15 protein-coding genes are annotated in these 21,769 nt (G+C 72.5%); 10 read left to right on the forward strand and 5 right to left on the reverse strand.

Annotated elements, in window-relative coordinates; all coding sequences use genetic code 11:
- Nucleotides 1–28 precede the first annotated feature (28 nt).
- On the forward strand, nucleotides 29–2,905 hold the full coding sequence (locus JF597_RS30045; protein ID WP_294002489.1) for a helix-turn-helix transcriptional regulator: 2,877 nt from the start codon (nucleotides 29–31) through the stop codon (nucleotides 2,903–2,905).
- A 42-nt stretch (nucleotides 2,906–2,947) separates the two neighbouring features.
- Here the strand turns inward: JF597_RS30045 and JF597_RS30050 are convergent, their stop codons facing one another.
- From JF597_RS30050 to JF597_RS30070, 5 genes are all read right to left on the reverse strand, one after another.
- Nucleotides 2,948–4,249 carry an SGNH/GDSL hydrolase family protein gene (locus JF597_RS30050; protein ID WP_294002493.1) on the reverse strand — a complete coding sequence of 434 codons (1,302 nt, stop codon included), beginning with the start codon at nucleotides 4,247–4,249 and terminating at the stop codon, nucleotides 2,948–2,950.
- Nucleotides 4,246–6,594: a glycoside hydrolase N-terminal domain-containing protein gene (locus JF597_RS30055; protein WP_294002496.1), complete on the reverse strand. Its 2,349-nt coding sequence runs from the start codon at nucleotides 6,592–6,594 to the stop codon at nucleotides 4,246–4,248. The genes JF597_RS30050 and JF597_RS30055 overlap by 4 nt, the downstream gene beginning before the upstream one ends.
- 114 nt (nucleotides 6,595–6,708) lie before the next feature.
- On the reverse strand, nucleotides 6,709–8,505 hold the full coding sequence (locus tag JF597_RS30060) for a CBM35 domain-containing protein (RefSeq protein ID WP_294002499.1): 1,797 nt from the start codon (nucleotides 8,503–8,505) through the stop codon (nucleotides 6,709–6,711).
- Between the two features lie 31 nt (nucleotides 8,506–8,536).
- Nucleotides 8,537–9,727 (reverse strand): ROK family protein, encoded by a 1,191-nt coding sequence (locus tag JF597_RS30065; RefSeq protein WP_294002502.1) that lies wholly within the window; start codon nucleotides 9,725–9,727, stop codon nucleotides 8,537–8,539.
- A gap of 193 nt (nucleotides 9,728–9,920) precedes the next feature.
- Nucleotides 9,921–11,705 carry a M4 family metallopeptidase gene (locus tag JF597_RS30070; RefSeq protein ID WP_294002505.1) on the reverse strand — a complete coding sequence of 595 codons (1,785 nt, stop codon included), beginning with the start codon at nucleotides 11,703–11,705 and terminating at the stop codon, nucleotides 9,921–9,923.
- 307 nt (nucleotides 11,706–12,012) lie between these two features.
- Between JF597_RS30070 and JF597_RS30075 the strand changes: the two genes are divergently transcribed.
- From JF597_RS30075 to JF597_RS30115, 9 genes are all read left to right on the forward strand, one after another.
- Nucleotides 12,013–13,239, forward strand: coding sequence for a serine hydrolase domain-containing protein (locus JF597_RS30075; RefSeq protein WP_294002507.1), 1,227 nt, complete (start codon nucleotides 12,013–12,015; stop codon nucleotides 13,237–13,239).
- A gap of 103 nt (nucleotides 13,240–13,342) precedes the next feature.
- Nucleotides 13,343–14,686, forward strand: coding sequence for a CAP domain-containing protein (locus JF597_RS30080; RefSeq protein ID WP_294002510.1), 1,344 nt, complete (start codon nucleotides 13,343–13,345; stop codon nucleotides 14,684–14,686).
- A 56-nt stretch (nucleotides 14,687–14,742) separates the two neighbouring features.
- Nucleotides 14,743–15,420, forward strand: coding sequence for an AIM24 family protein (locus tag JF597_RS30085; protein ID WP_294002512.1), 678 nt, complete (start codon nucleotides 14,743–14,745; stop codon nucleotides 15,418–15,420).
- A 133-nt stretch (nucleotides 15,421–15,553) separates the two neighbouring features.
- Entirely contained in the window at nucleotides 15,554–16,516 is a 963-nt protein-coding gene (locus JF597_RS30090) for a threonine/serine dehydratase (RefSeq protein WP_294002684.1), read from the forward strand.
- 200 nt (nucleotides 16,517–16,716) lie between these two features.
- Nucleotides 16,717–18,342, forward strand: a complete 1,626-nt coding sequence (locus tag JF597_RS30095; RefSeq protein WP_294002514.1) for a serine/threonine-protein kinase — start codon at nucleotides 16,717–16,719, stop codon at nucleotides 18,340–18,342.
- Nucleotides 18,343–18,389: 47 nt separating this feature from the next.
- The gene (locus JF597_RS30100) at nucleotides 18,390–19,361 is read left to right on the forward strand and encodes an LLM class F420-dependent oxidoreductase (RefSeq protein WP_294002517.1); all 972 of its coding nucleotides are present in this window, start codon (nucleotides 18,390–18,392) and stop codon (nucleotides 19,359–19,361) included.
- Nucleotides 19,362–19,452: 91 nt separating this feature from the next.
- Nucleotides 19,453–20,538 carry a hypothetical protein gene (locus JF597_RS30105; RefSeq protein ID WP_294002520.1) on the forward strand — a complete coding sequence of 362 codons (1,086 nt, stop codon included), beginning with the start codon at nucleotides 19,453–19,455 and terminating at the stop codon, nucleotides 20,536–20,538.
- Between the two features lie 63 nt (nucleotides 20,539–20,601).
- The gene (locus JF597_RS30110; RefSeq protein WP_294002523.1) at nucleotides 20,602–21,027 is read left to right on the forward strand and encodes an SsgA family sporulation/cell division regulator; all 426 of its coding nucleotides are present in this window, start codon (nucleotides 20,602–20,604) and stop codon (nucleotides 21,025–21,027) included.
- 68 nt (nucleotides 21,028–21,095) lie between these two features.
- Nucleotides 21,096–21,764 carry a DUF2238 domain-containing protein gene (locus JF597_RS30115; RefSeq protein WP_294002526.1) on the forward strand — a complete coding sequence of 223 codons (669 nt, stop codon included), beginning with the start codon at nucleotides 21,096–21,098 and terminating at the stop codon, nucleotides 21,762–21,764.
- Nucleotides 21,765–21,769 lie beyond the last annotated feature (5 nt).

Consider the following 21,769-nt stretch of genomic DNA (forward strand, 5'->3'; position numbering starts at 1 on the left):
TCCGCTGGGCCTTTGTCAGGATGTGAGGGTGTCGCAGAGATCGTTCAGCACTCCCCTGATCGGCCGGGATCGCGAGTCGGCCCGCCTCGCGGAGATCCTTCAGCGAGCCCGGAACGGCAGTGGGCAGGCCCTGCTGGTCGCCGGGGACGCGGGGGTCGGCAAGACCCGGCTGCTGGACGAGGTGGCGGCCACGGCGGCCGCGGACGGAGTCACCGTCGTCGTCGGGCACTGTGTGGATCTCGGGGATGTGGGGCTGCCGTATCTGCCGTTCACCGAGGTTCTCGGGGTGCTGGCCGGTGATGAGCGGTTCAGTGGGGTGCTGGCCGCGCATCCCGTCGTGGAGCGGCTGCTCGGGGCCGCCCCGGACTCTTCCGGCGACGCGGGTGCGCGGCTGCGGCTCTTCGAGGGCGTCGCCGGGCTGTTCGCCGAGTTGGCGGCCGCCGCGCCGCTGCTGCTGATCCTGGAGGACCTGCACTGGGCCGACCAGTCGTCCCGTGATCTGCTGCGGTTCCTGCTGAGCCGTGGGGTGCTGCCCCCGCGCCTCGCCGTGCTGGCCTCCTACCGCGCCGACGACCTGCACCGGCGGCATCCGCTGCGGCCGCTCCTCGCCGAGCTGGTGCGGCTGCCCGGCGTGGACCGGCTGGAGGTGCGGCCGCTGGCCGACGGCGAGGTGGCGCGGCTGGTGCGGGCGCTGGAGCAGCGGCCGCTGGCCGAGGCGACCGTACGGGACATCGTCGAGCGGGCCGAGGGCAACGCCTTCTACACCGAGGAGCTGGTGGCCGCCGCCGGCACGGACGGGATGCCCACCGGGCTCGCCGATCTGCTGCTGATCCGGGTCGAGCAGCTGTCGGAGACGGCCCAGCAGGTGCTGCGGACGGCCGCGGTGGCCGGGCGCCGGGTCGGGCACGACCTGCTGCGGGAGGCCGTCGGACTTCCGGAGGAGGAGCTGGAGGCCGCCCTGCGGGAGGCGGTGGGACGGCAGTTGCTCGTCGCCGGGGACGGGGACACCTACGCCTTCCGGCACGCCCTCGCACGCGAGGCCGTGTACGGCGATCTGCTGCCCGGGCAGCGGGCGCGGCTGCATGGCACCTACGCGGGGCTGCTCGCCGCCCGCGGCGGCGGGGCGGCGACCGCTGCCGAGCGGGCGCACCACTACCGGGAGAGCCACGATCTGCCCGAGGCGCTGGCCGCCTCCGTGGAGGCCGCCGGTCACGCCCGGCGGATGGGTGCCCCGGCGGAGGAGCTGCGGCACCTGGAGGCGGCCCTGGACCTGTGGCCGGCCGTGCCGTGCGAGGCGCGGCCCTCCGGCGAGGGGCTGGACCCGGTGAGCCTGACCCTGCGGGCGTCGGCGGCGGCCGCCCACTCCGGGGACGCGCACCGGGCCGTGTCGCTGACCCGGGCCGCGCTGGCCGGCGCCGGCCAGGACGCGGATCCCGAACTCGCCGCCCGGGTGCGCTACACTCTCGCGGGGAACCTCATGACCGTCGACAACCTCGCCGCCGCGTTCGCCTACAGCAGCGAGGCGCTGGCGATGATCCCCGCCGAGCCGCCGTCCCGGACCTGGGTGTGGGCCGCGGCCACGCATGTCATGGCGGCCCGTCAGGTCGGGGACGACGCGACCGCGCTGCGGGTCGCGCGGCAGGCCCTGGAAGCCGCCGAGCGGATCGGTGCCACCGCCGCCCGGGCCGACCTGCTGATCTCCCTGGCCCGCCTGGAGGGTGGCGGGCGACGCACCCAGGAGGGCCGGGAACGGCTCCGGCAGGCGCGGGAGCTGGCCCGGGAGGCCGGGGACACGCCGGTGGAGATGCGGGCGCTGTTCAGCCTGGCCATCGGCTGCTACGAGTCGGGCGAGCTGCGGGAGTGCCTGCCGTGGCTCACCGAGGGGCTCGACCGGGCCCGGCGGTCGGGGCTGCTGTCCTCGCCGTACGCCCTGGAGATGCGGTACCTGCGGCTGCTGGTGCTCCACACGCTGGGGCAGTGGGACGAATGCGTGCGGGTGGCCGGCGCGGAGGGACCGGCGCCCGCGTTCACCACGGGACCCGTCCTGTACGTCGCCCTGGCCCGGGGCGAGCCGGATGTCGTGGCACGGGCCGGGGCGCTGCTCGGGGAGCCGTTCGACTGGATGGGCCGGCTCGTCGGGGGGATCGTGCTGACCGACGCGGCCGCGGTGCGGGGTGAACCGGAGGAGGCCGTGAGACGGGCGCGGGAGGCGGTCGCGGCGCTCACCGACGAGTCGGGGCGGGCGCCGGACGTGACGGTCCGGCTCGCCGCGCTCGCGCTGGCCGCGGTCGCGGACCGGTCGGTCTCGTCCCGCGGTGACGGGAGCGCGGACGGCTGGAGCGGCGTCGCCGGTGAACTGGTGGGGCTGGCCCGGGCCACGGCCGCGCGGCAGGGTCCGGAGGGGCAGGCCTGGCTGGCGCGTGCCGAGGCGGAGTGGGCCCGGGCCGTGTCCGGGCCGGAGGTGGCGGCCTGGGAGAAGGCGGTGGCCGCCTTCGCGTACGGCGATGTGTACGAGGCGGCCCGGGTGCGGCTGCGGTACGCCGAGGCCCTGGCGGCCGACGGGCGGCCTACGGAGGCCGCGGAGCAGGCACGGGCGGCCCGGGAGACGGCGGTGGCGCTGGGGGCCGCGCCCCTGCTGGCGCGGTCGGACGCGGTGCTGCGCCGGGCGGCGCCGGTGAAGGACCAGGTCTCGCCGCTGACCGCACGGGAGCAGGACGTGCTGCGGCTGCTGGCGCTGGGCCGCAGCAACCGGCAGATCGGCGAGGAGCTGTTCATCACGGGCAAGACGGCGAGCGTGCACGTCTCCAACATCCTCGCCAAGCTGGGCGCGGCGAGCCGTACGGAGGCGGTGGCGATCGCCTACCGGGAACGTCTGATCAGCCCTGGGCCGTCGGCCCGGGGCTGATCGGACGCGGGGTGGTGCCGGACGCGGGGTGGTGCCGGTGCTTCAGCGGTCGCAGTCGAGGCCCGCCAGGTCGACGGAGTCGGCCATGGCCTGCATGCCCTTGTCGTCGGGGTGGATGTGGTCGCCGCCGTCCAGGAACGGCAGCATCCGCGCCTGGTCGTAAGGGCTGCGCAGGATCCGGTCGAAGTCGGCGATCCCGTCGAACGCCCCGCTGGTGCGGATGTACCGGTTCACCTCCTGGCGGACGGTCTCGCCCGCCTGGTCCCACTCCGGCCAGCCCTCGAACGGCCCGACGGTCGAGGCGACCACGCACTTCCCGGCCGCGTGCGCCCGCCGGACGACCTCCTGGTACCCGGCGATCAGGTCGGCCGCGGTGACCCCGGTGTGGGCCTTGATGTCGTTGATCCCCTCGAAGAGGAAGACGGTACGGACGCCGGGCTGGCTGAGGACGTCGCGGTCCAGCCGGTTGACGGCCGCCTGGCCGGCGCCGTCGGTGAGGACCTGGTTGCCGGAGATCCCTTCGTCGGCCACGCCCTTGATTTCGGTGCCGGCCTTCTGGAGCCGGCGGGCGAGGTAGTCGGGCCAGCGCCGGTTCTGGTCGCTGGTGGACGCCCAGCCGTCGGTGATGGAGTCGCCGAGCGCCACCACCGCCCCGGTGTCCGGGTTCTTCGGCCGTACGGAGACCGAGTCCAGGTACCACCAGGATCCCGTGGTGCCGGTCCAGTTGGCGGCACTCTCCTCAGCGGTGTGGTCGCCCTGGGTGAGGTAGGAGGTCTGCATGGCCATGCCGTGACCGGTGGCGGGGCCGGCCGCGTCCGGGCTGTGCAGGCTGACGACCAGGTTGCTGCCGGCAGGCAGGGCGCGGGGCAGCGGGTCGCTCCAGACGGTGGCGCCGGCCGGCACGGCGACCGTGCGGGCGCCGTCGAAGGTCAGCCGCCTGTTGCTGCCCGGCTTGAGGGCGGCGCCCTGGCTCTGCAGACCGGCGTAGACGCTGTCCAGGTTCAGCGGCCGGTCGCCGAAGGCGTTGGACAGCCGTATCCGCAGGTCGCTGCCGGCCGTACTGGTGTGCACGACCAGCCGGTAGCCGCGGTCGGCGGTGCCCTGTCCCAGCCGGTCGGCGCTGGCCCCCCAGGTGACGACGTCGTGCCGGGCGGAGGCCGCGGACCGGGAGGGGGACGGAGCGGACCGGGCGGACTGAGCGGATCGGGAGGCCTGCGAGGACTGCGAGGACGGCTGGGCGGAGGACTCCCGCGCGGGTGTCGCGCCGGCGGGCCCGGTCTGGCAGGCGACCGTGGCCAGGAGGACGGCGGCGGGGCCGAGCAGCCGCGCGAACCGGCCGGTCACCGCGCCAGGTCCTTCAGCGTGACGGACGCGCCGGGCTTCAGCGTGATCGTCCGGGTCTTTCCGCCGTAGGCGACCGTGGTGGTACGGCCGCCGACGCTGCGGATCCGGGCCTCCGTCGGCTTGCCGTCCCGCCAGCTCAGGTCCACGACGAAGCCGCCGCGGGCGCCCGCCCCGGTGACCTTGCCGGCGGCGGCCCAGGCGTCGGGGAGGGCCGGCAGGAGCTCCAGATGACCCGGGCGGGAGTAGAGCAGCATCTCCAGGATCGCGGCCGGGGTGCCGAAGTTGGCGTCGATCTGGAAGATGCCCCGGCCCTGCTGGACCTCGTAGATGTCGAAGAGGTTGGGCGAGGTGCCGTTGCTGCCGTTGCCGGAGGGGCGGAGGTTGCGGACGACGAGCTCGTAGGCCTTGTCGGCGTCCTTCAGCCGGGCCCAGCACAGCGAGCGCCAGGCGTTGGCCCAGCCGAAGCTGTCCATGCCGCGGGCGGTGAGCAGGGCGGTGGCGCCCTTGACGATGTCGGCGGGGGTCGAGCCGTCGGGGCGGATCCGGTCGCCGGGGAAGAGGTTGATCAGGGGCGAGAGGTGGCGGTGGGTGGTCTCGCCGAGGTTGTCCGGGGACATCCACTCCTCCAGCCAGCCGGTCTTGGGGCTCACCACCGGCAGGTAGAGGCGGTCCCGGAGCTTGCCGACGGTGCCCGCGTATCCAGCATCCCTCTTCAGCTCGGCGGACGCAGTACGGAAGTTCCCGAACAGCGTCCACACCTGTTCCTGGGCGTAGGTGATGCCCTTGGCGTCCAGCGGTCCCTGCTCCGGCGACCAGTCGCTGTCCGCGATCAGCACCTCCCTGCCGTCGTCGAGGGTGGTGGTGAGCAACCGCGCCTCCCAGAACTCGCAGGCACCCTTGAGGAGAGGGTAGATCTTCTCCAGGTGGGCGCGGGACCGGGTGAACTCGTAGTGCTCCCAGAGGCTCTGGCACAGCCAGGCGTTGCCCGCCGGGTGCCACCACCAGCCGCCTCCGCCGAAGGGGTTGGTGGAGATGGCGACGGTCCAGCCGGCCACCTTCCCACGGGAGTTGCGGTAGCGGTTGCGGGAGTCCTGGAAGAGGCGCTGCGTGAGATCGGTCCAGGCCGGGAGCTGGGCGACGCAGTAGTCGGTGAAGGCGTCGAAGCACTGGGACAGGCCCAGCCGGTCGGACATCCAGTAGTTCATCTGGATGTTGATGTCGGTGTGGTAGTCGCCCATCCAGTCCGGGTCGTTGCCGTCCAGCCAGAGGCCCTGGAGGCCCATCGGCAGGCTGTCGCGCGATCCGGCGATCATCAGGTAGCGCCCGAACTGGGCGTAGGCGGCCTCCAGTTCCGGATCCGGGTCGCCGGTGTCGGCGCGGGCCTGGATGCGCGCCCAGGTGTCCAGTCCACGCTGGTCGTCCGTCGAGGTGCCGAGCGACAGGTCGAACCGGCCGAACAGCGCCCGGTGATCGGCCGCGTGCGTGCGCAGCAGCGAGTCCGCGGAGTGCAGGGCGGCCGCCCTGACCTTGGTGCGGGCCAGCGCCACCGGGTCGACGGAGGGGTCCCGGTAGCCGGCGGCGGCGTCCGGCGCGTAGTCGGTACCGCCGCTGAGTACGACGGTCAGCTCGCGGCAGTCGGTGAAGCCGATGTGCGACCCGCTCACCCGCACGCTGCCGCCGTTGCCGTACGCCTTCACGACCGCACCGTACTTGAGCCCGTTGGCGAAGGACCCGGCGAACGCCTCGGCCGTGCCGCCGGTCTCACCGTGGGTGCCCTCCAGGGTGATGGTGCCGGTGTAGCGCCCGCCGCCGTCCTGGCCGAAGTGCAGCACGATCACGTCGTCGGGACGGCTGGCGAACACCTGCCGCCGGTACGTCACTCCGGAGCGGACGTAGGACGCCGTCACGACACCGTTGTCGAGGTCGAGGGTGCGGCGGTAGTCGGAGACGGCGCCCAGGTCGTGGTCGGGTATCTCGACGGTGAGCCGGGCGAGGAGGGTGAGCGAACCGAAGTCCGCCCGGCCGTAGGGGAACTGGCCGTCGGAGTCGAGGGTGTCGTTGAGGCCGCCGGTCCAGAGGGTGGCATCGGTGACCAGGAGGAGCTCACGCCCGGGGTCGTTGCTCGCGAGGGCGCCGAGCCGGCCGTTGCCGACGGGCAGCCCCTGCGTGATCATCGACCCGTCGTCGGCGGGCGCCTGCCACCAGAGTTGGTGGCGAGGGGTGGCGAGGGGTGCGGACGACCGCACCGGCGCGGCGGTTGCGGTGAAGGAGGGCAGCCCGGCGAGGGCTCCGGTGGCTGCGGCGAGGGCGAGAAAACTGCGTCTGCTGGGCTGGCTGTTCTGCATGACCGGTTCCTTTGCAGTCGGGCGGAGGAACAACGCGCCCCTCAGGGGCGCGGGGAACTGCGCGACCAGCCCCCCACCGGTCCGCAGTTCCCGACGACGCACTTACCGAGGCAACTACCTCGGCGACTTGGGAACGTCGATCCGGTCGACGTCCGGCGCGTACCCCGACCCGCTGTCGAAGCTGATCGTGTTCGCACCGGCCTTCAGCACCACCGGCACGCTCACCGTCGCGACGGTCCCCCAGTCCCCGGTGGACGGGAACTTGTGGCTGGTCCCGGACCCGGAGTTGGCCGAGACAACCGCCGGCCGGGAGTCACCGCTGATGTAGGCCACCTTCACCAGGTACGTCCCCGCCCTGTCGACGACGACGTCGTTGAAGGTCAGCTTGCCGCCCTGGTACAGGTTCCCGACCTTCTTCTGCCCGGAGCACGCGTCGCACCCGGCGACGGACGCGTTGCCGCTGAGCGTGTTGCCGCTCGCCTCGGCCTCGTAGCCGGTGGCGGCCAGCGCGCTGCCCTTCGGCGTCACGGTGAACAGACGCGAGCCGTGGGCCGGCAGCGCCTCCGTGATCTTGTTCTGGAAGCTGCCCAGGTTCTCGTGGTTCCACAGGTCCCGCACCGACGCCTTGCCGGTGAATCCCAGCGCCGTCCAGTCGGCCGTGACCGCCGAGGGCGAGTCCGCGAGGTTGAACAGGGCGACGGTGTACGTGCCGTCGGCGTTCTTCGCGGCCCAGACCTGCTGCGGGTCGGACGGGGTGATCGGGCGGGCCGGCGGGTTGCCGCTCTGGTCGATCGCGATGACGTCGCGGTTGGTCAGCAGGGAGACGCCGTAGTCGTCCAGCTTGGTGAGGTCGTCGCCGGTGAACAGGGGCGACTTGGCGATGGCCCAGAGGGTGGCGTAGCTCTGCCGTTCGGCCTTGGTGAGGCCGTCCATCGCGCCGTTGCCGACGTCGAGGGAGTCGAGGTCGTTCCAGCCGCCGGGGCCTGCCTCGCCGGTCCAGGCCGGGGTGTCGTCCCAGCGGTCGTCGACGGAGTTCTCCCAGCTGACGAGGGTGTTGCAGTAGCACTCGACGTCGGTGTCGATGCGCCAGCCGTTGGTGTACTTCTGCCAGTCGGCGGCATGGCCGAAGTCCAGCGACCAGGAGGCTTCCAGGTGGATCGGGCGGCCGGTGGCGGCGATCGCCTTGTGCCAGGCGGCGACGTCGGCGACGTTGTCGTACTGGTCACCGCTCTTGCCGGAGCCTGGGCCGACGCCGTCGAGCTTGAGGAAGTCGTAGCCCCAGCCGGCGAGCAACTGAGCCTGGGAGTCTATGTACTTCTGCGCGCACGGCCTGTCGAAATCGATCTTGTACGAGCTGTCCCAGCCATTGGTGGTGCGCAGGTCGGGATAGACGATGTCGGCGGTGGTGCAGCCGTCGGCGTTCCAGATCGGCGTACTGCCGTCGCCGTACGCGCCCTTCTCCAGGCCGACCGGCAGGTAGATGCCCGCCTTGAGCCCCTTGGCGTGGATGTGGTCGGCGACGGCCTTCATGCCGCTGGGGAAGCGGGCGGGGTCGGCCTTCTGGCGGCCGTACTGGTCGTACCCCTGCTTCCAGTTCCAGTCCATCCACCAGCCGGCGTCGATGTTGACGTAGTCGTAGCCGTACTTCTTCAGCTTGCTCGCCAGGGCGTCGGTCTGCTTGAGGACGTTCGCCTCGGTGAGGTAGCTGTAGTCGCCCTTGTCGTTCAGGCCCGGGTACTTGGACGACTGCATGCTCCAGCTCGACCAGCCCATGTACGGCTTGGCGGCGATCGGGGCGGGTGTCTCGGCCTGCGCGGCGGGCACGGCGGCCGCGAAGGCGGCCGTCAGTGCCAGCACGAGGACGGTTCTCAGCCCGCGTACGGGCAGGGCGGATGTCGAAGGTGACCGCATGGGCCCTCCAGGGTTCGGGGTCTCGGGCGGCTCAGCCCTTGCCCGTCGGTGTGGGAGAAGAGGTGATGAAGGACTGGATCGCGGCGGCCGCGGCCCCGCGCGCCCACTCCTCGAAGGGGAGCGGGCGGGTCTGTACGTCGCACCGCGCGGCGGAGCCGAAGGCGGCCGCGGTGAACGAGTCGAGGATCTGCTCGGCGAAGAGGTCGTAGGCGGCGAGCCCCTCGCCGGAGATGATCACGCGTTCGGGGCCGAAGAGGTTGGCCACGGTCGCGATGCCCCGGCCGATGGCCTCACCGGCGCGGGCGTACACCTCGCGCGCGCCGGGCACGCCCTCGTGGGCGAGGGCCACCGCCGCCGCGGAGTCGGCGACCTGACGGCCGGTCACCTCCCGCATGCGGGTGACGAGCGCGGCGTCCCCGGCGATCGCCTCCACGCAGCCGCGGTTGCCGCAGTGGCAGAGGGGCCCGGCCGGGTCGATGGCCACGTGCCCGATCTCCCCGGCCACGCCGTGCGCGCCCGACACCACCTGGCCGTGGATCACCAGTCCGCAGCCGATGCCGGCGCCGACGGTGACGACGGCGAAGTCGGAGAGCCCGACCCCGGCGCCGAACCACTGCTCGGCGACGGTCAGGGCGCGGACGTCGTGGTCGACGACGACCGGCAGTCCGGTGGTCATCACGGCGAGTTCGGCGAGGGGCACGTCCCGCCAGTCGAGGAAGGGCGAGTAGCGCACGACCCCTTCCGCCCGGTCCACGTCGCCGGAGACGGCGATGCCGAGGCCGAGCACGGGGGCGCCGAAGTCCTCGGCCTCGGTGCGCAGTTCGTGGGTGAGTTCGGCGACGGAGGTCAGGACGGCCCTGGCCGCGCGGTCCGTGACCGGCAGCCGGCGGGCCAGCAGGATCCGGCAGCACAGGTCGGTGAGGACCGCGATGACCTCGTCGCCGGTCACCTTGACCCCGATGAACAGCGCGCGTCCGCCGTCCACCCGTACCAGGTTGGCCGGGCGTCCGAGGGCGGGCCGGGCCTCGCCGTCGGCGTCCTCCGCCAGGTACCCGGCCGCGAGGAGCGGCCGGACGGCCTTGGTCACGGCCGCCGGCGACAGGCCGGCCAGGCGGGCCGCCTCCAGCCGGGTCACGGGGCCGTGGGACAGGACCGTGGTGAAGATCTGCGAGACGGCCGGCGTGTGGGCCGGGAACGTCTCGGCACGGGAGGTGGAGCGCATGGCCGGGAACTTAGGTGGCTTATTTTCCGCTGTCAATAAAAGAAACAGGAATCACCTGATGGTTGACTGTGAGGCTCCCGTGGCCTTCAAATGACGGGTGGCACGGGCGCGTTGGCTCGTGTTCCGCAAGCGCGACCGATCCGGGTGCCCAGCCCCCCGACGGGGCACCCGGATCGGCTGCGGGGCGCGCCCGTCAGTGGCGGGCGACCGGTGTGTCGGCCTCGGTGACGTTGACCGCGGCCCACGCCTGGTCGACCGTGCGGTACTCGACGCCGCTCGCGCCGTAGAGGTCCTTGGCCGCCTTCAGCGTCGCGATCCGCGCGTCGTGGAAGTCGGTCGAGGAGACCATGTACCGGGTCAGGGCACGGTAGAAGATCGCCGTGGCCCTGGCACGGCCGATGCCGGTGACCGTGGACCCGTCGTAGGTCGGCGAGTCATAGGTGGTGGCGCCGATCGTCTTGCGGCCACTGCCCTCGGCGAGCAGGTAGAAGGCGTGCGAGGAGACGCCGGAGCCGGCGTGCACCTCGGCGTCCGTCACCTCGGGCGACCAGTAGTCGACCGTGCCTTCGAGGCGGTCGAGCGAGGGGTGGTCGAGGCGGCGCAGGAACTTCTGGCGCAGGCCCAGCTTCTCGCCCAGCAGGTAGTTCGGCGGGTTCTTCGGGTTGTCGGCGAAGAACTCCACGCCGGAGCCGAAGATGTCGGCCAGCGACTCGTTCAGCGCGCCCGGTTCGCCGAACTGGTTGCCGTCGTTGTCGACGCGTGTCGGTTCGAGCTTGGCGGTGGCGTCCACCACGCCGTGGGTCAGCTCGTGGCCGGTGACGTCGAGGACGACCAGCGGCTTCTTGATCTCGTCGCCGTCCCCGTCGCCGTACAGCATGCAGCCGCAGGCGGAGTCCCAGAAGGCGTTGCCGACCTTGCTGCCCCAGTGGACCATGGCGCGGGCGGGCTTGGAGTTGTTCGCTATGCCCTTGCGGCCGAAGGCCTTCTTGTAGAAGTCCAGGGTCTCGGTGATGCCGTACTGGGCGTCGGCGGCGGCGCTGCCCCGGCTGGTGGTGGTGCCGTTGCCCCAGCTGTCGGTGGTGCTGGTGAACTTGGTGCCCTGGCCGAAGCTCTCGGTCTCCCTGCCCTTGGCGTCCCGGGTCTCGGTGCCGTAGCGGGTGGGGTCCTTGAGCAGGAAGCTCCTGCGGGCGGTCTGCGTGGTGGTGAGCGGGACCTTGCCGACGAACAGGGACCGGCCGGAGCCGTGGGCGGTCACCGGGTAGTGGACGGCGGCGGAGACGGACGCGCCGGCGAGGGCCTGGGCCTGGGCGCCGATGCCGGTGGCCGGGTCGAGGGTCTCGCCGTGGCGGCGGAGGGTGTCCAGCAGCCGGGGCGAGAGGAACTCGTCGCTGTCCGGCGTGTTGCTGCGCACCTTGCCGGTGAGGGCGTCGACGACGACCGTGCTGGAGCCGTTCGAACCGTCGACCGCCACCTGGTAGGCGAGGGCGGCGGCGCCGTCGCGTGCGTCCACCACGAGCCGGGCGGTGCCGGCGTCGCCGTCGGCGGCCGCGGCGGCCTTCTCCTCGGCCTGCCGGGCGGTCAGCTTCGCCTCGGTGGCGGCGGGCCTGACGGTGTGGTCGGCCGCCCGGGTGACGCCGGTGTAGGCCAACCGACGGGAAAGGTGGACGACGAGGTCGCCGCCGAGCACCGGCAGCCCCCGGTGGGTGCGGACGAAGCGGACATGGCGCGCCCCTTCGGGGTCGATCATCACGTCCTGTGGCTGGAGCTCGTCGCCCGCGCCGACTCCGGTCGCCGCGGCATGGGCGAAGGCCGCGGTCCGGGCCGCCGCCACCACCTGCGCGGCCGTCGTGGCGGAGGCCGTCGCGGCCGGCCGTCGTTCCCCCGTCGCGGGACCGGCGAAGGCCGTACCGGCCAGGCCCGTGGCGGCCGTCGTCACCGCGACGGCGACCGCCACGCTGCGTATGTGCGCGCTACGCACTGATCAGGGTTCCTTCGTTCGAAGGCGGCGGGATCACCAACCGCCTTTCGGCAGGACGCCGTTGGGCGCCAAGAGGGCTGGTCGGGCCCTGAGCCGCAACCCTTCCGGACGAATCATGTCCATGTAAAGCAGGATTCGTTACGTTTCTTGCTTTTCGTGGCAATACTTGACGAATCCACACCGCACAGTGATCAGGGAATGACCAACTGTGCGTCGGCTGTGGAGATGTGACGGGATGCGAGAGGGTTCCCCGAGCCGTATGTGACTCATCTCGCATCGAAGACAGCCCAGAGAGGAACAGGTCCGAATGGTCTCGGCAACGATGTGCAGAAGCGCGGTGCTCGGGGCGGTGACGCTGTCACTGTTCGCGGTCCCGGCCCAGGCGGCACCCCTGAAGACGGCGGCGGGGCCGCGGGCGGCCACCACCCTCCCGGCGCCCGACACCACGGGGCTGGCCGCGGTGCTGCGCTCGGTCGTGGCGAAGGGCGCGCCCGGCGCGATGGCCCGCATCGACGACGGCACGCAGGTATACCGGTCCGCACAGGGCATCGCCGACCGGGCCACCCGGCGGGCCCTCACCACCACCGACCGCTTCCGGGTGGGCAGCATCACCAAGACGTTCTCGGCGGTGGTCCTGCTGCAACTGGTGGACGAGCACAAGCTGGCCCTGGACGCGCCCGTCAACCGCTACCTGCCGGGGCTGCTGCCGGACGACCGCATCACCGTGCGGCACGTGCTGAGCCACCGCAGCGGTCTCTACGACTACACCAACGACATGTTCGCCAGCAGCGTGTCCGGCTTCGAGGCCGTGCGCAACAAGGTCTTCACCTACCGCCAGCTGGTGGACATGTCCCTGAGGAAGGCGCGCACCAACGCGCCGGGCGCCGCCTATTCGTACTCCAACACCAACTTCGTGGTCGCCGGGATGCTGATCGAGAAGCTGACCGGGCACAGCGTGCGCACGGAGTACGAGAACCGCATCTTCAAGCCGCTCAAGCTCGACGACACCTCCTACGTGCACCCCGACACGAAGATCCCGGGGCGGCACGCCAACGGCTACCTCACCGCGGACCGGGCGGGCGCCGCGCCCGTCGACGCCACGGACCAGACGGTCTCCTGGGCGCAGAGCGCGGGCGCGATCATCTCCAGCGCACGCGACCTCGACACCTTCTACTCGGCGCTGGTGCGCGGAAAGCTGACGTCGGCCGCCCGCCTCGCGGAGATGGAGCGCTTCACCCGCGTCAACGCCAACACCTCCTACGGCCTCGGGCTGCGCCGCCGCGACCTGTCCTGCGGGATCTCCGTCTACGGCCACACGGGCGCCGTCCAGGGCTACTACACGTACTCCTTCACCAGCAAGGACGGCAGGCGCAGCCTCACCGCGCTCGCCAACGCCTCCAACAGCTCCGACGTGCTCAACACGCTGGCGACCACGCTGGAGCCGGTGTTCTGCGGCAAGCAGAAGGCTGCGCGGACCGCTGCCGTGCCACTGGAGCGCGAGGACGTGGCACCGGCCGCGCCGCGGGAGCAGTAGCGCCCCCGTCCCCGGAGGGAACCCCGCGCCCGGGCCGGACGTTCAACCGGCGACTCCCCCACCGGGCGCGACCTTCGGCCCCCGACCTCGCAGAGGCGGTGAGATGAGCGAGCTGGTCCCCGGGGGCAATCTGCCCCTTCCGGGCGGCGCGCTGACGCTGCGGGTGCCCGGTCCCTTCGACGTGTCGGCGCTGATCACCGGCGAGAGCGGCAAGGTCGGCGGGGACGCCGACTTCGTCTTCTACAACCAGCCGGACGCACCCGGCGTCCGGCTGCGCGGTGACACGCTGACCGTCGAGCCACACCTGCTGCGGGCGGGCGCCCAGCGCGTCACCCTCACGGTCACCGCCGCCGAGCCCGGCACCCCGCTCGGCCGGCTGCCCGCGGCCACCCTGCACGTCACCGACCGCCTCGGCCGTACGGTGGCCCGCTTCGCACCGCCGCGCCCGCAGACGGAGACCCTGCTGCTGCTCTCCGAGATATACCGCCGGGGCACCGGCTGGAAGCTGCGCGCGATCGGCCAGGGGTACGCGGACGGACTGGCCGGGCTCGCCCGGGACTTCGGGGTCGACGTGGTCGAGGACCAGCAGCCGTCCCCCGGCTTCCGCGCCACGATCCCGGCCCAGCGCACGGCGGCCTCGCCGGCCCGCCCGTCGACGGCCGCGCTCCCCGATCCGGACGGTCTGCTGGGCCTGGTCAACTCCGCCCGCGCCCGGGCCGGCCGCCCGCCGGTGGCCCCGGACGGCCGGCTCATCTCCGCCGCCCTCGCCCACGCCACCGCGGTGGCCGACGCCGGCCGTCTGGCGGCCGAGGGTCCCGACGGCGTCTCGGTCCACCAGCGCATCAGCGCCACCGGCTTCGCCTATGTCACGGTCGGCGAACACCTCGTCTCCGGCCCCCGGACCCCGGCCGAGTTCGTCGACTACTGCCTGCGCACCGAGGACGCCCGGCGGACCCTGCTCGACCCAACCTTCACCCACGCCGGCCTGGCGCACGCCCGCGGCCCGCGGGACGGGGACACGTACTGGACCGCCCTGTGGGCCAGACCCCTCACCCCGGCCGAACTGACCCGCACCCGCGCCGAGGTCGTCGACCTCACCAACCGGGAACGCACCCGGGCCGGGCTGCGGCCGCTCGCGGCGGATCCGCAGCTGGCGACGGCAGCTCAGGCCTACAGCACGGACATGGCGGCCCGCGACTTCTACTCGCACACCTCCCCCGAGGGCACCCAGCCCTGGGACCGGGCCGCCGCCGCGGGCTCCCGGCGGCGCACCATCGGCGAGAACATCGCCTGCGGCCAGCGTTCGGCGGCCGAGGTGGTGGAGGGCTGGATGAACAGCCCGGGCCACCGGGCCAACATCCTCAAACCGGATTTCACCCACATAGGCACCGGCTTCGCCGGGGGCGGCCGGGCCGGCACCTACTGGACCCAGCTGTTCGGTGCCTGAACCGGTACCCTCCGCGATCTTGGCGGAACGGGTCCGTCCGGGACACCATGCCCGGCATGAAGGGTGATCTCTTTTCAAGTCAGCACATGGTGGCGCCGGCGGTCGAGCCCGGCATGACGGTCGAGAACGCGAAGTGCCTCAGGTACACGGTCAACGGCGAGATGTACGCCCGCCAGGGCGCGATGATCGCGCACCGCGGCGGTCTGAAGTTCGAGCGCAAGGGCCAGGGCGTGGGCGGGATGCTCAAGCGCGCGGTGACCGGCGAGGGGCTGCCGCTGATGTCCGTGCAGGGCCAGGGCGAGGCCTGGTTCGCGCACGAGGCGCAGAACTGTTTCATCGTGGAGATAGAGCCGGGCGACCAGTTCACCGTGAACGGCCGCAACGTGCTGTGCTTCGACGCCACGCTGTCGTACGAGATCCGGACCGTGAAGGGGTCCGGCATCGCGGGCGGCGGCCTGTTCAACAGCGTGTTCTCCGGATACGGCAGACTCGGCCTGATCTGCGACGGCAACCCGCTGGTGATCCCGGTCTCGCCACAGGCACCGGTGTACGTCGACACGGACGCGGTGGTGGGCTGGACCGCGCACCTGCAGACCTCGCTGCACCGTTCGCAGTCCATCGGCTCGATGCTGCGCGGCGGCTCCGGCGAGGCGGTCCAGCTGATGCTCCAGGGCGAGGGCCACGTCGTGGTCCGGCCGAGCGAGGCGACCCCGCAGAAGGTACAGCAGCACTGACACCCGCCGCCCTGGTCCGCGTGGTCCGGCCGCCGAGGGCCGGGCCGGGTTGACCAGGGCGGTCCGGCCGGGTGAGGGTGCGAGCGGCGCGGACCCTCGCCCCGCGCCGGAAGGGTGAACCGCCTTGAACGGCATCATCGGCATCTCGGACATCGAAGCCGCGGCCCGGCTGATCGAAGGACACGTCGTACGCACTCCCACCGTGCCCGGTCCCGGCCTGTCGGAGCTGCTCGGTGTCCCGGTCACCGCCAAGCTCGAACTCCTGCAGCGCACCGGCTCGTTCAAGGCGCGCGGTGCCACGGCGAAGCTGCTCTCCCTGAGCGAGGCCGAGCGGGCGGCGGGTGTGGTGGCGGTCAGCGGCGGCAACCACGGCATCGCCCTCGCGGTGATGGCCGCGGCCCTCCACGTGAAGGCGACGGTGGTGATGCCGCGGACGGCGCCCGCGCGGTCGATCGCGCTGGTCGAGGCGGCCGGGGCGGCGGTGCGGCTCACCGACGGCATGGACTCGGCGTTCGAGCTGGTGCCGCGGCTGCGGGACGAGGGGCTCACCCTGGTCCACCCCTTCGACGACCCGGTGGTGATCGCCGGACAGGGCACGGTGGGCCTGGAACTCGCCGAGGACGCGGACGACGACGTCACCGACGTGATCGTCAGCATCGGCGGCGGGGGCCTGATCGCGGGCGTCGCGGCGGCCCTGCGGGCCCGCCGCCCCCAGGTGCGGGTGTGGGGTGTGGAGACGGCGGGCGCGCAGGCCATGTCCGAGGCGCTCGCGGCGGGCGCTCCGCTGCCGGTCGCGGTGTCGTCGATCGTGACGACGCTCAGCGCGCCGTCCGTGTCCCGGCTGACGTACGACCACGCGGCCGCGCTGGTGGAGGAGGTGCTGGTGGTGCCGGACCGGGAGGCGGTGCGGGGCAGTCTGGAGTTCGCCGAGCACGCCAAGGTGTGGACCGAGCCGGCCGCCGGCTGTCTGCTGCCCGCGGCCCGCCAGGTGCTCGCGCGGGTCGGCGCCGGGGCGCGGATCGGCCTCGTGGTGTGCGGGGGCAATGTGACGCACCGGGAGATCTCGGAGTGGACCGAGCGCTTCGGACTGGACTGACCAGCGGATCGCAGCCGGGCTTTTACCGTCGGTTACCCACAGGTCGAAGCCCGGCCATACGCTGTTTTCCCCAAGCGCCGGGCCGGTGCGGCCGGTTGAATAAAAGGCAAGAACGCTCCCCGAGTTGCAGATTCTTTGAACACACCGGGGCACGTCCCGCGTACCTCTGGTTAATGACGAGGCAGGGGTTTCAGCGAGGGATGACGATGGTCAAGGCGCATGTCTCCGCACAAGAGTTGGTCGCCGGAAGGTACCGGCTCCTCGAGGTCGCCGACCGCGAGCCGAACCGCGTCAGCTGGTACGCGGAGGACGTGCAGGCCGAGCGACCGCGTCTGGTGACCGAGATCGCGTTCCCCGAGGCGCCCACCGAGGACACCGTGCGCCGGGCCACCGCCCGCATTCTGCGCTCCTCCGAGGTGATGAGCGCGCTGCGGCCGGGCCGGGTCGCCATGGTGATCGACGCCTTCGAGGAGGCCGGCGCGCTGTGGACGGTGACGGAGCTGATCGACGGGACGCCGCTCAGTGAACTGCTCGCCCAGCAGGCCACCTTCACCTACGTACGGGCCGCACGCATCGCCCTGGAGGTGCTCGACGTGCTGGAGGCCGCGCATGCCGACGGCTACACGCACGGCGAGCTGAGCCCCGGCCAGATCTTCGTCCGGGACCGGGGCCCGGTGGTCGTCACCGGGTTCGGTCTGGCCGGGGCGACACTGGCGCCCCGGGTCACCGCGCCGTCGTACGCCTCGCCGGAGCAGGCCCGCGACGAGCGCATCGGCCCGGCCGCCGACCTGTGGGCACTCGGCGCGATCCTCTACACGATGGTCGAGGGCCGGCCGCCGTTCCGGGACCGGGGCAAGGCCGACGCCACCCTCAAGGGCGTGGACCGGCTGCCGTTGCGCACCCCGCTGCGGGCCGGGCCGCTGACCCAGGTGGTGCAGGGGCTGCTGCGGAAGAACTCCCGGGAGCGGCTGAGCCGGGCAGTGGTGCGTCAGGCACTGACACGTGTCCTGGACGAGGACCCCGAGACGACCGAGCAGCCCGCCCCCGTCTCCCGGCTGCGCGGCGCCTACGTCGCCGCCCGGGCCTCCGGGTGGAGCCGAACCACCATGATCGGCGGGACCGCGCTGGCCGTGGTGACCGTGTCCGTAGCGGTGCTGGCCGCGACCCAGGGCCTGCCGGGCGCCGCCACGGCCGGCTCGGCGCCGAGCGCCTCGGCCACGGCCGGCGCCCCGGGCAACCGCACGGACGGCAACGTCCCCAGCGCCTCCCCGTCCCGGACGGCCCCCTCCTCCTCCACCGCGTCGGCCTCCGCATCCGCATCCGCATCCGCATCTGCGTCTGCCACGGCGACGGCCACCGCCGGTGCCCTCCCGGCCGGCTTTCACCGTTACACCGCCCCGGAGGGGTTCTCCGTGGCGCTCCCGCAGGGCTGGAAGCGCCTCGACACCGCCCGGGACGACGTCGCCTACCGCGTCACCTTCGGCCCGGGCGGCGACGACCTGCGCACCCTGGCGGTCACCTACAGCACCCAGGCGGGCCCGGACCCGGTCGCGATCTGGCGGGACGACGTGGAACCGGGGCTGGCGAAGCTGGACGGTTACCAACGGGTCGGCGAGATCGAGGCGACCACCTACCAGGGCCACAAGGCCGCGGACATGGAGTGGCTGTCCGGCACGGGTGCCGACCGGGTGCACACCTTCGGCCGTGGCTTCCTGCTCGGCGGCGGCCGCAGCTTCTCACTGCGCATCACGGCACCCGCCGCCGACTGGGACGGCGCCGCGGACAAGCTCGCCATGAAGACCTTCCTGGAGACGTTCCGTACCTGAGCCGGCTGATCCGTTTTCCGGCCGCCCGGTCGGGGGACTCGGCTCCCATGGTGCAAATCGGATACACGATGATGACCGAGCAGGCCGGTCCACGTGATCTCGTGGACCATCTGGTGGGGGCCGAGGAGGCGGGCTTCGACTTCTCGGTGGCCTCGGACCACTACTTTCCGTGGCTGCGTTCGCAGGGTCACTCGCCCTACGTGTGGAGTGTGCTCGGTGCCGCCGCCCAGGCCACCGAGCGGATCCCGCTGATGACCTACGTGACCTGCCCGACGTTCCGGTACCACCCGGCGGTCGTGGCCCAGAAGGCGGCCACCGTGCAGTTGCTGTCCGGGGGCAGGTTCCGGCTCGGCCTCGGCGCGGGAGAGAATCTCAACGAGCACGTGGTGGGCGGCGGCTGGCCGTCGGTGGACGTACGGCACGAGATGCTGGAAGAGGCGGTGGAGATCATCAGGGCGCTGTTCGCCGGCGGCCATGTGAACCACCGGGGCACCCACTTCGACGTGGAGTCGGCCCGACTGTGGGACCTGCCGGACGAGCCGCCGCCGATCGGCATCGCGGTCTCCGGCGAGCAGTCCTGTACCCTCGCCGGGCACCTCGCCGACCTGGTCATCGCCACCGAGCCGAAGTCCTCCCTCCTCGACGCCTTCGACCGGCACGGCGGCTCGGGCAAGCCCCGGGTCGGCCAGTTGCCGGTGTGCTGGGACCCCGACCGGGACACGGCGGTCAAGCGCGCGCACGCCCAGTTCCGCTGGTTCGGCAACGGCTGGAAGGTCAACTCCGAACTGCCGCACCCGGACGCCTTCGAATCCGCGACCCAGTTCGTCACCCAGGACGACGTGGCCGCGTCCATCCCCTGCGGGGACGATCCGGACGACTTCGTCGAGGCCGTACGGCCGTACGCCGAGGCCGGGTTCGGGGAGATCGCCCTGGTGCAGATCGGCGGCGAGTCGCAGCCGGAGTACCTGGACTGGTCGCGCAAGACGCTGCTGCCGGCGCTGCGCGACGCCCTCGGCTGATCTCCACCGGTCCGGCAAACCCCGGCCAATGGGTCGATATAGGCTGCCCGTCGGTACGTACGCAGTTCGGCAGCCTTCAGGAGTGTCCTCCGTGACCCTAGCGATCGACCCGTCCGAGACGTCCAGCGCGTCTCCGGCTCCCCTCTCCGACCTGGTGGCGCGGGACGCCCGCGAGTTCGGCGCCTACGTGCGGACCGGAGGCTGGACGTTCGGGCTGATGGTGGCCCGCAGCGTGCGGCCCGGAGGTCAGGGCGCGGACGGGACGCCGAAGGTGTCGGCGAAAGAGTTCGCCGAGCTGGCCGGCTGCTCCGCGGAGCGGGTCATGCGCTACTACAAGGCCTGGGACAAGGCCGCCGACGACGGTCTGGTCCCGCACTTCGAGGCCCTCGCACCGGGCCAGGAGGTGGAACTGCCGGACTCCGACGTCTGGCTGGACTACTACGTCTCCCGCAGCAGTGCCGGTTCCGAGCGCGGCACGGCCATCGCGGAGGCCGCCGAGGCCGAGGGCATCCGGCCCACCAAGGCCCTCGAGGTCGCCGAGAACCCCACCGCGCTGCGCGCCGCGATCCTCGCGGACCCGTCCACCGCCCGCGCCGCCCGCTCTGCCCTCCTCGACCGCATCAAGGAGGACCCGGAGCTGCAGACCGTACTGGCCCGGGACGTGGTGCGCACCGCGGACCTGAAGAAGGCCGTCGCCAGCGAGAGCCGCTCGGCCGAACGCATCGGCTACGTCCGGCAGATCGCCGAGTCTGGCCAGATCAGGACCCCGGCCGGGCAGACCGTCGACGCGCCCTCGGAGCTGCGCCAGGAGGCCGAGCGCCATCTGTCGCTCCTCGACGAACTGGACGAGGACGAGGACTCCGGCGAGTGGGCGACCGAGGCCTACGACACCATGAGGAACCTGGTCGTGGAGGCGGTGGAGGCCGACCCCGAACTGCGGGTCCAGGAGAAGCGCACCAAGTTCTACAACAGCCTGCAGAAGGCGACCAGGGCGTTCGAGGAGCTCACCTTCGACGACGCCCAGGACTTCTACGAGGACGACATGGTCCAGCGCCTGGAGGACCTCCGGCAGGCCATCGGTTCCTGCCTGGCCGCGCTGCGCGGCACGAAGAGCACCGAGCCCACCGCGGGGGCGCAGGACGCACCGTACGCGCAGGAGAATTCCGCTCGGGATTGAGCGTTTTTCCCGCGAGAGGGGTACTAGAGGGCACCAAGCCGATCGTTCTCGGAGGCCACTCGCGTGAACCCCATCGTGCACAGGACCCTGGTCGTACAGCTGCGGACGGACGGGACGGGCCGCTGTCCCGTCCTCGCCCATCTGTCGTACGACGCCGGTGACCCGTTCGCCGTCACCGCGGTGTTCACCCTGGACGGCCGGGTGCTCGCCCGGTGGCGGCTGGACCGGGAGATGCTCAACGACGGGCTGAGAGAACCGGTCGGGGTGGGGGACGTCCGGCTGCGTCCCGTGCGGCAGGGGCGCTGGAGGGAAGTGCGCATGGATTTCCTCGGCGACCCGCTGCCCGGCGGCAGCCGCCACCACGCCGTGGTGTTCGCGTGGGCACCCGCGCTGGCCTCCTTCCTGAGCGACACCTACATGGCCGTGCCGCCCGGCCGCGAAGAGGTCCCGGTGGACGACGTACTCGCGGAGATCCTCGCCACCGGCTGAGTAGCCGTACTCATGCAGGCGCCCGGACGCCGCGGTCACGATGGGGCTCCCACGACAAGGAGTCCGCGATGACCGCAGTGCACCCCGCCCCGCGCCCCGTTCCGCACCGCGTGCCCCGCCGGGTTCCGCCGGCCCTGCTCGCCGGGGTGGTGGTGGCCGGCCTGGCCCTCTCGGCGTGGGGCGCGCGGGACCGTACGACCTGGTTCCTGGAGACGGTGTGGGTGCTGGCCGGGCTGCCGCTGGTGGTGCTGACCTGGCGCCGCTTCCCGCTGACCGGGCTGCTGGCCGGGCTCCTCGCGGCGCACGCCCTGGTGCTCGCCGTCGGCGGTCACTACACCTACGCCGAGGTGCCGGTGGGCGACTGGGTGCGCGACACCTTCCACCTGTCCCGCAATCCCTACGACCGCTTCGGGCACCTCATGCAGGGGTTCGTGCCGGCGGTCCTGGTCCGGGAGCTGCTCGTCCGTACCTCGCCGCTGCGCGGCAGCCGCTGGCTGGCCCCGCTGACGGTGTGCGCGTGCCTCGCGTTCAGCGCCTGCTTCGAGCTGCTGGAGTGGCTGGCGGCCGAGATCGGCGGGCACGGCGCGGATGCCTTCCTGGCCACGCAGGGCGATGTGTGGGACACCCAGTGGGACATGTTCTGCGCGCTGATCGGGGCGACGGTGTCCGTGCTGGTGCTGAGCAGGGTGCACGACCGGCAGCTGCGGGTGCTGGAGGCGGCTCGGCGGGGCGTGTGACACGG

Origin of the sequence: Streptomyces sp. (assembly GCF_019510245.1) — a bacterium.
In the GTDB taxonomy this organism is placed as follows: Bacteria; Actinomycetota; Actinomycetes; order Streptomycetales; family Streptomycetaceae; genus Streptomyces.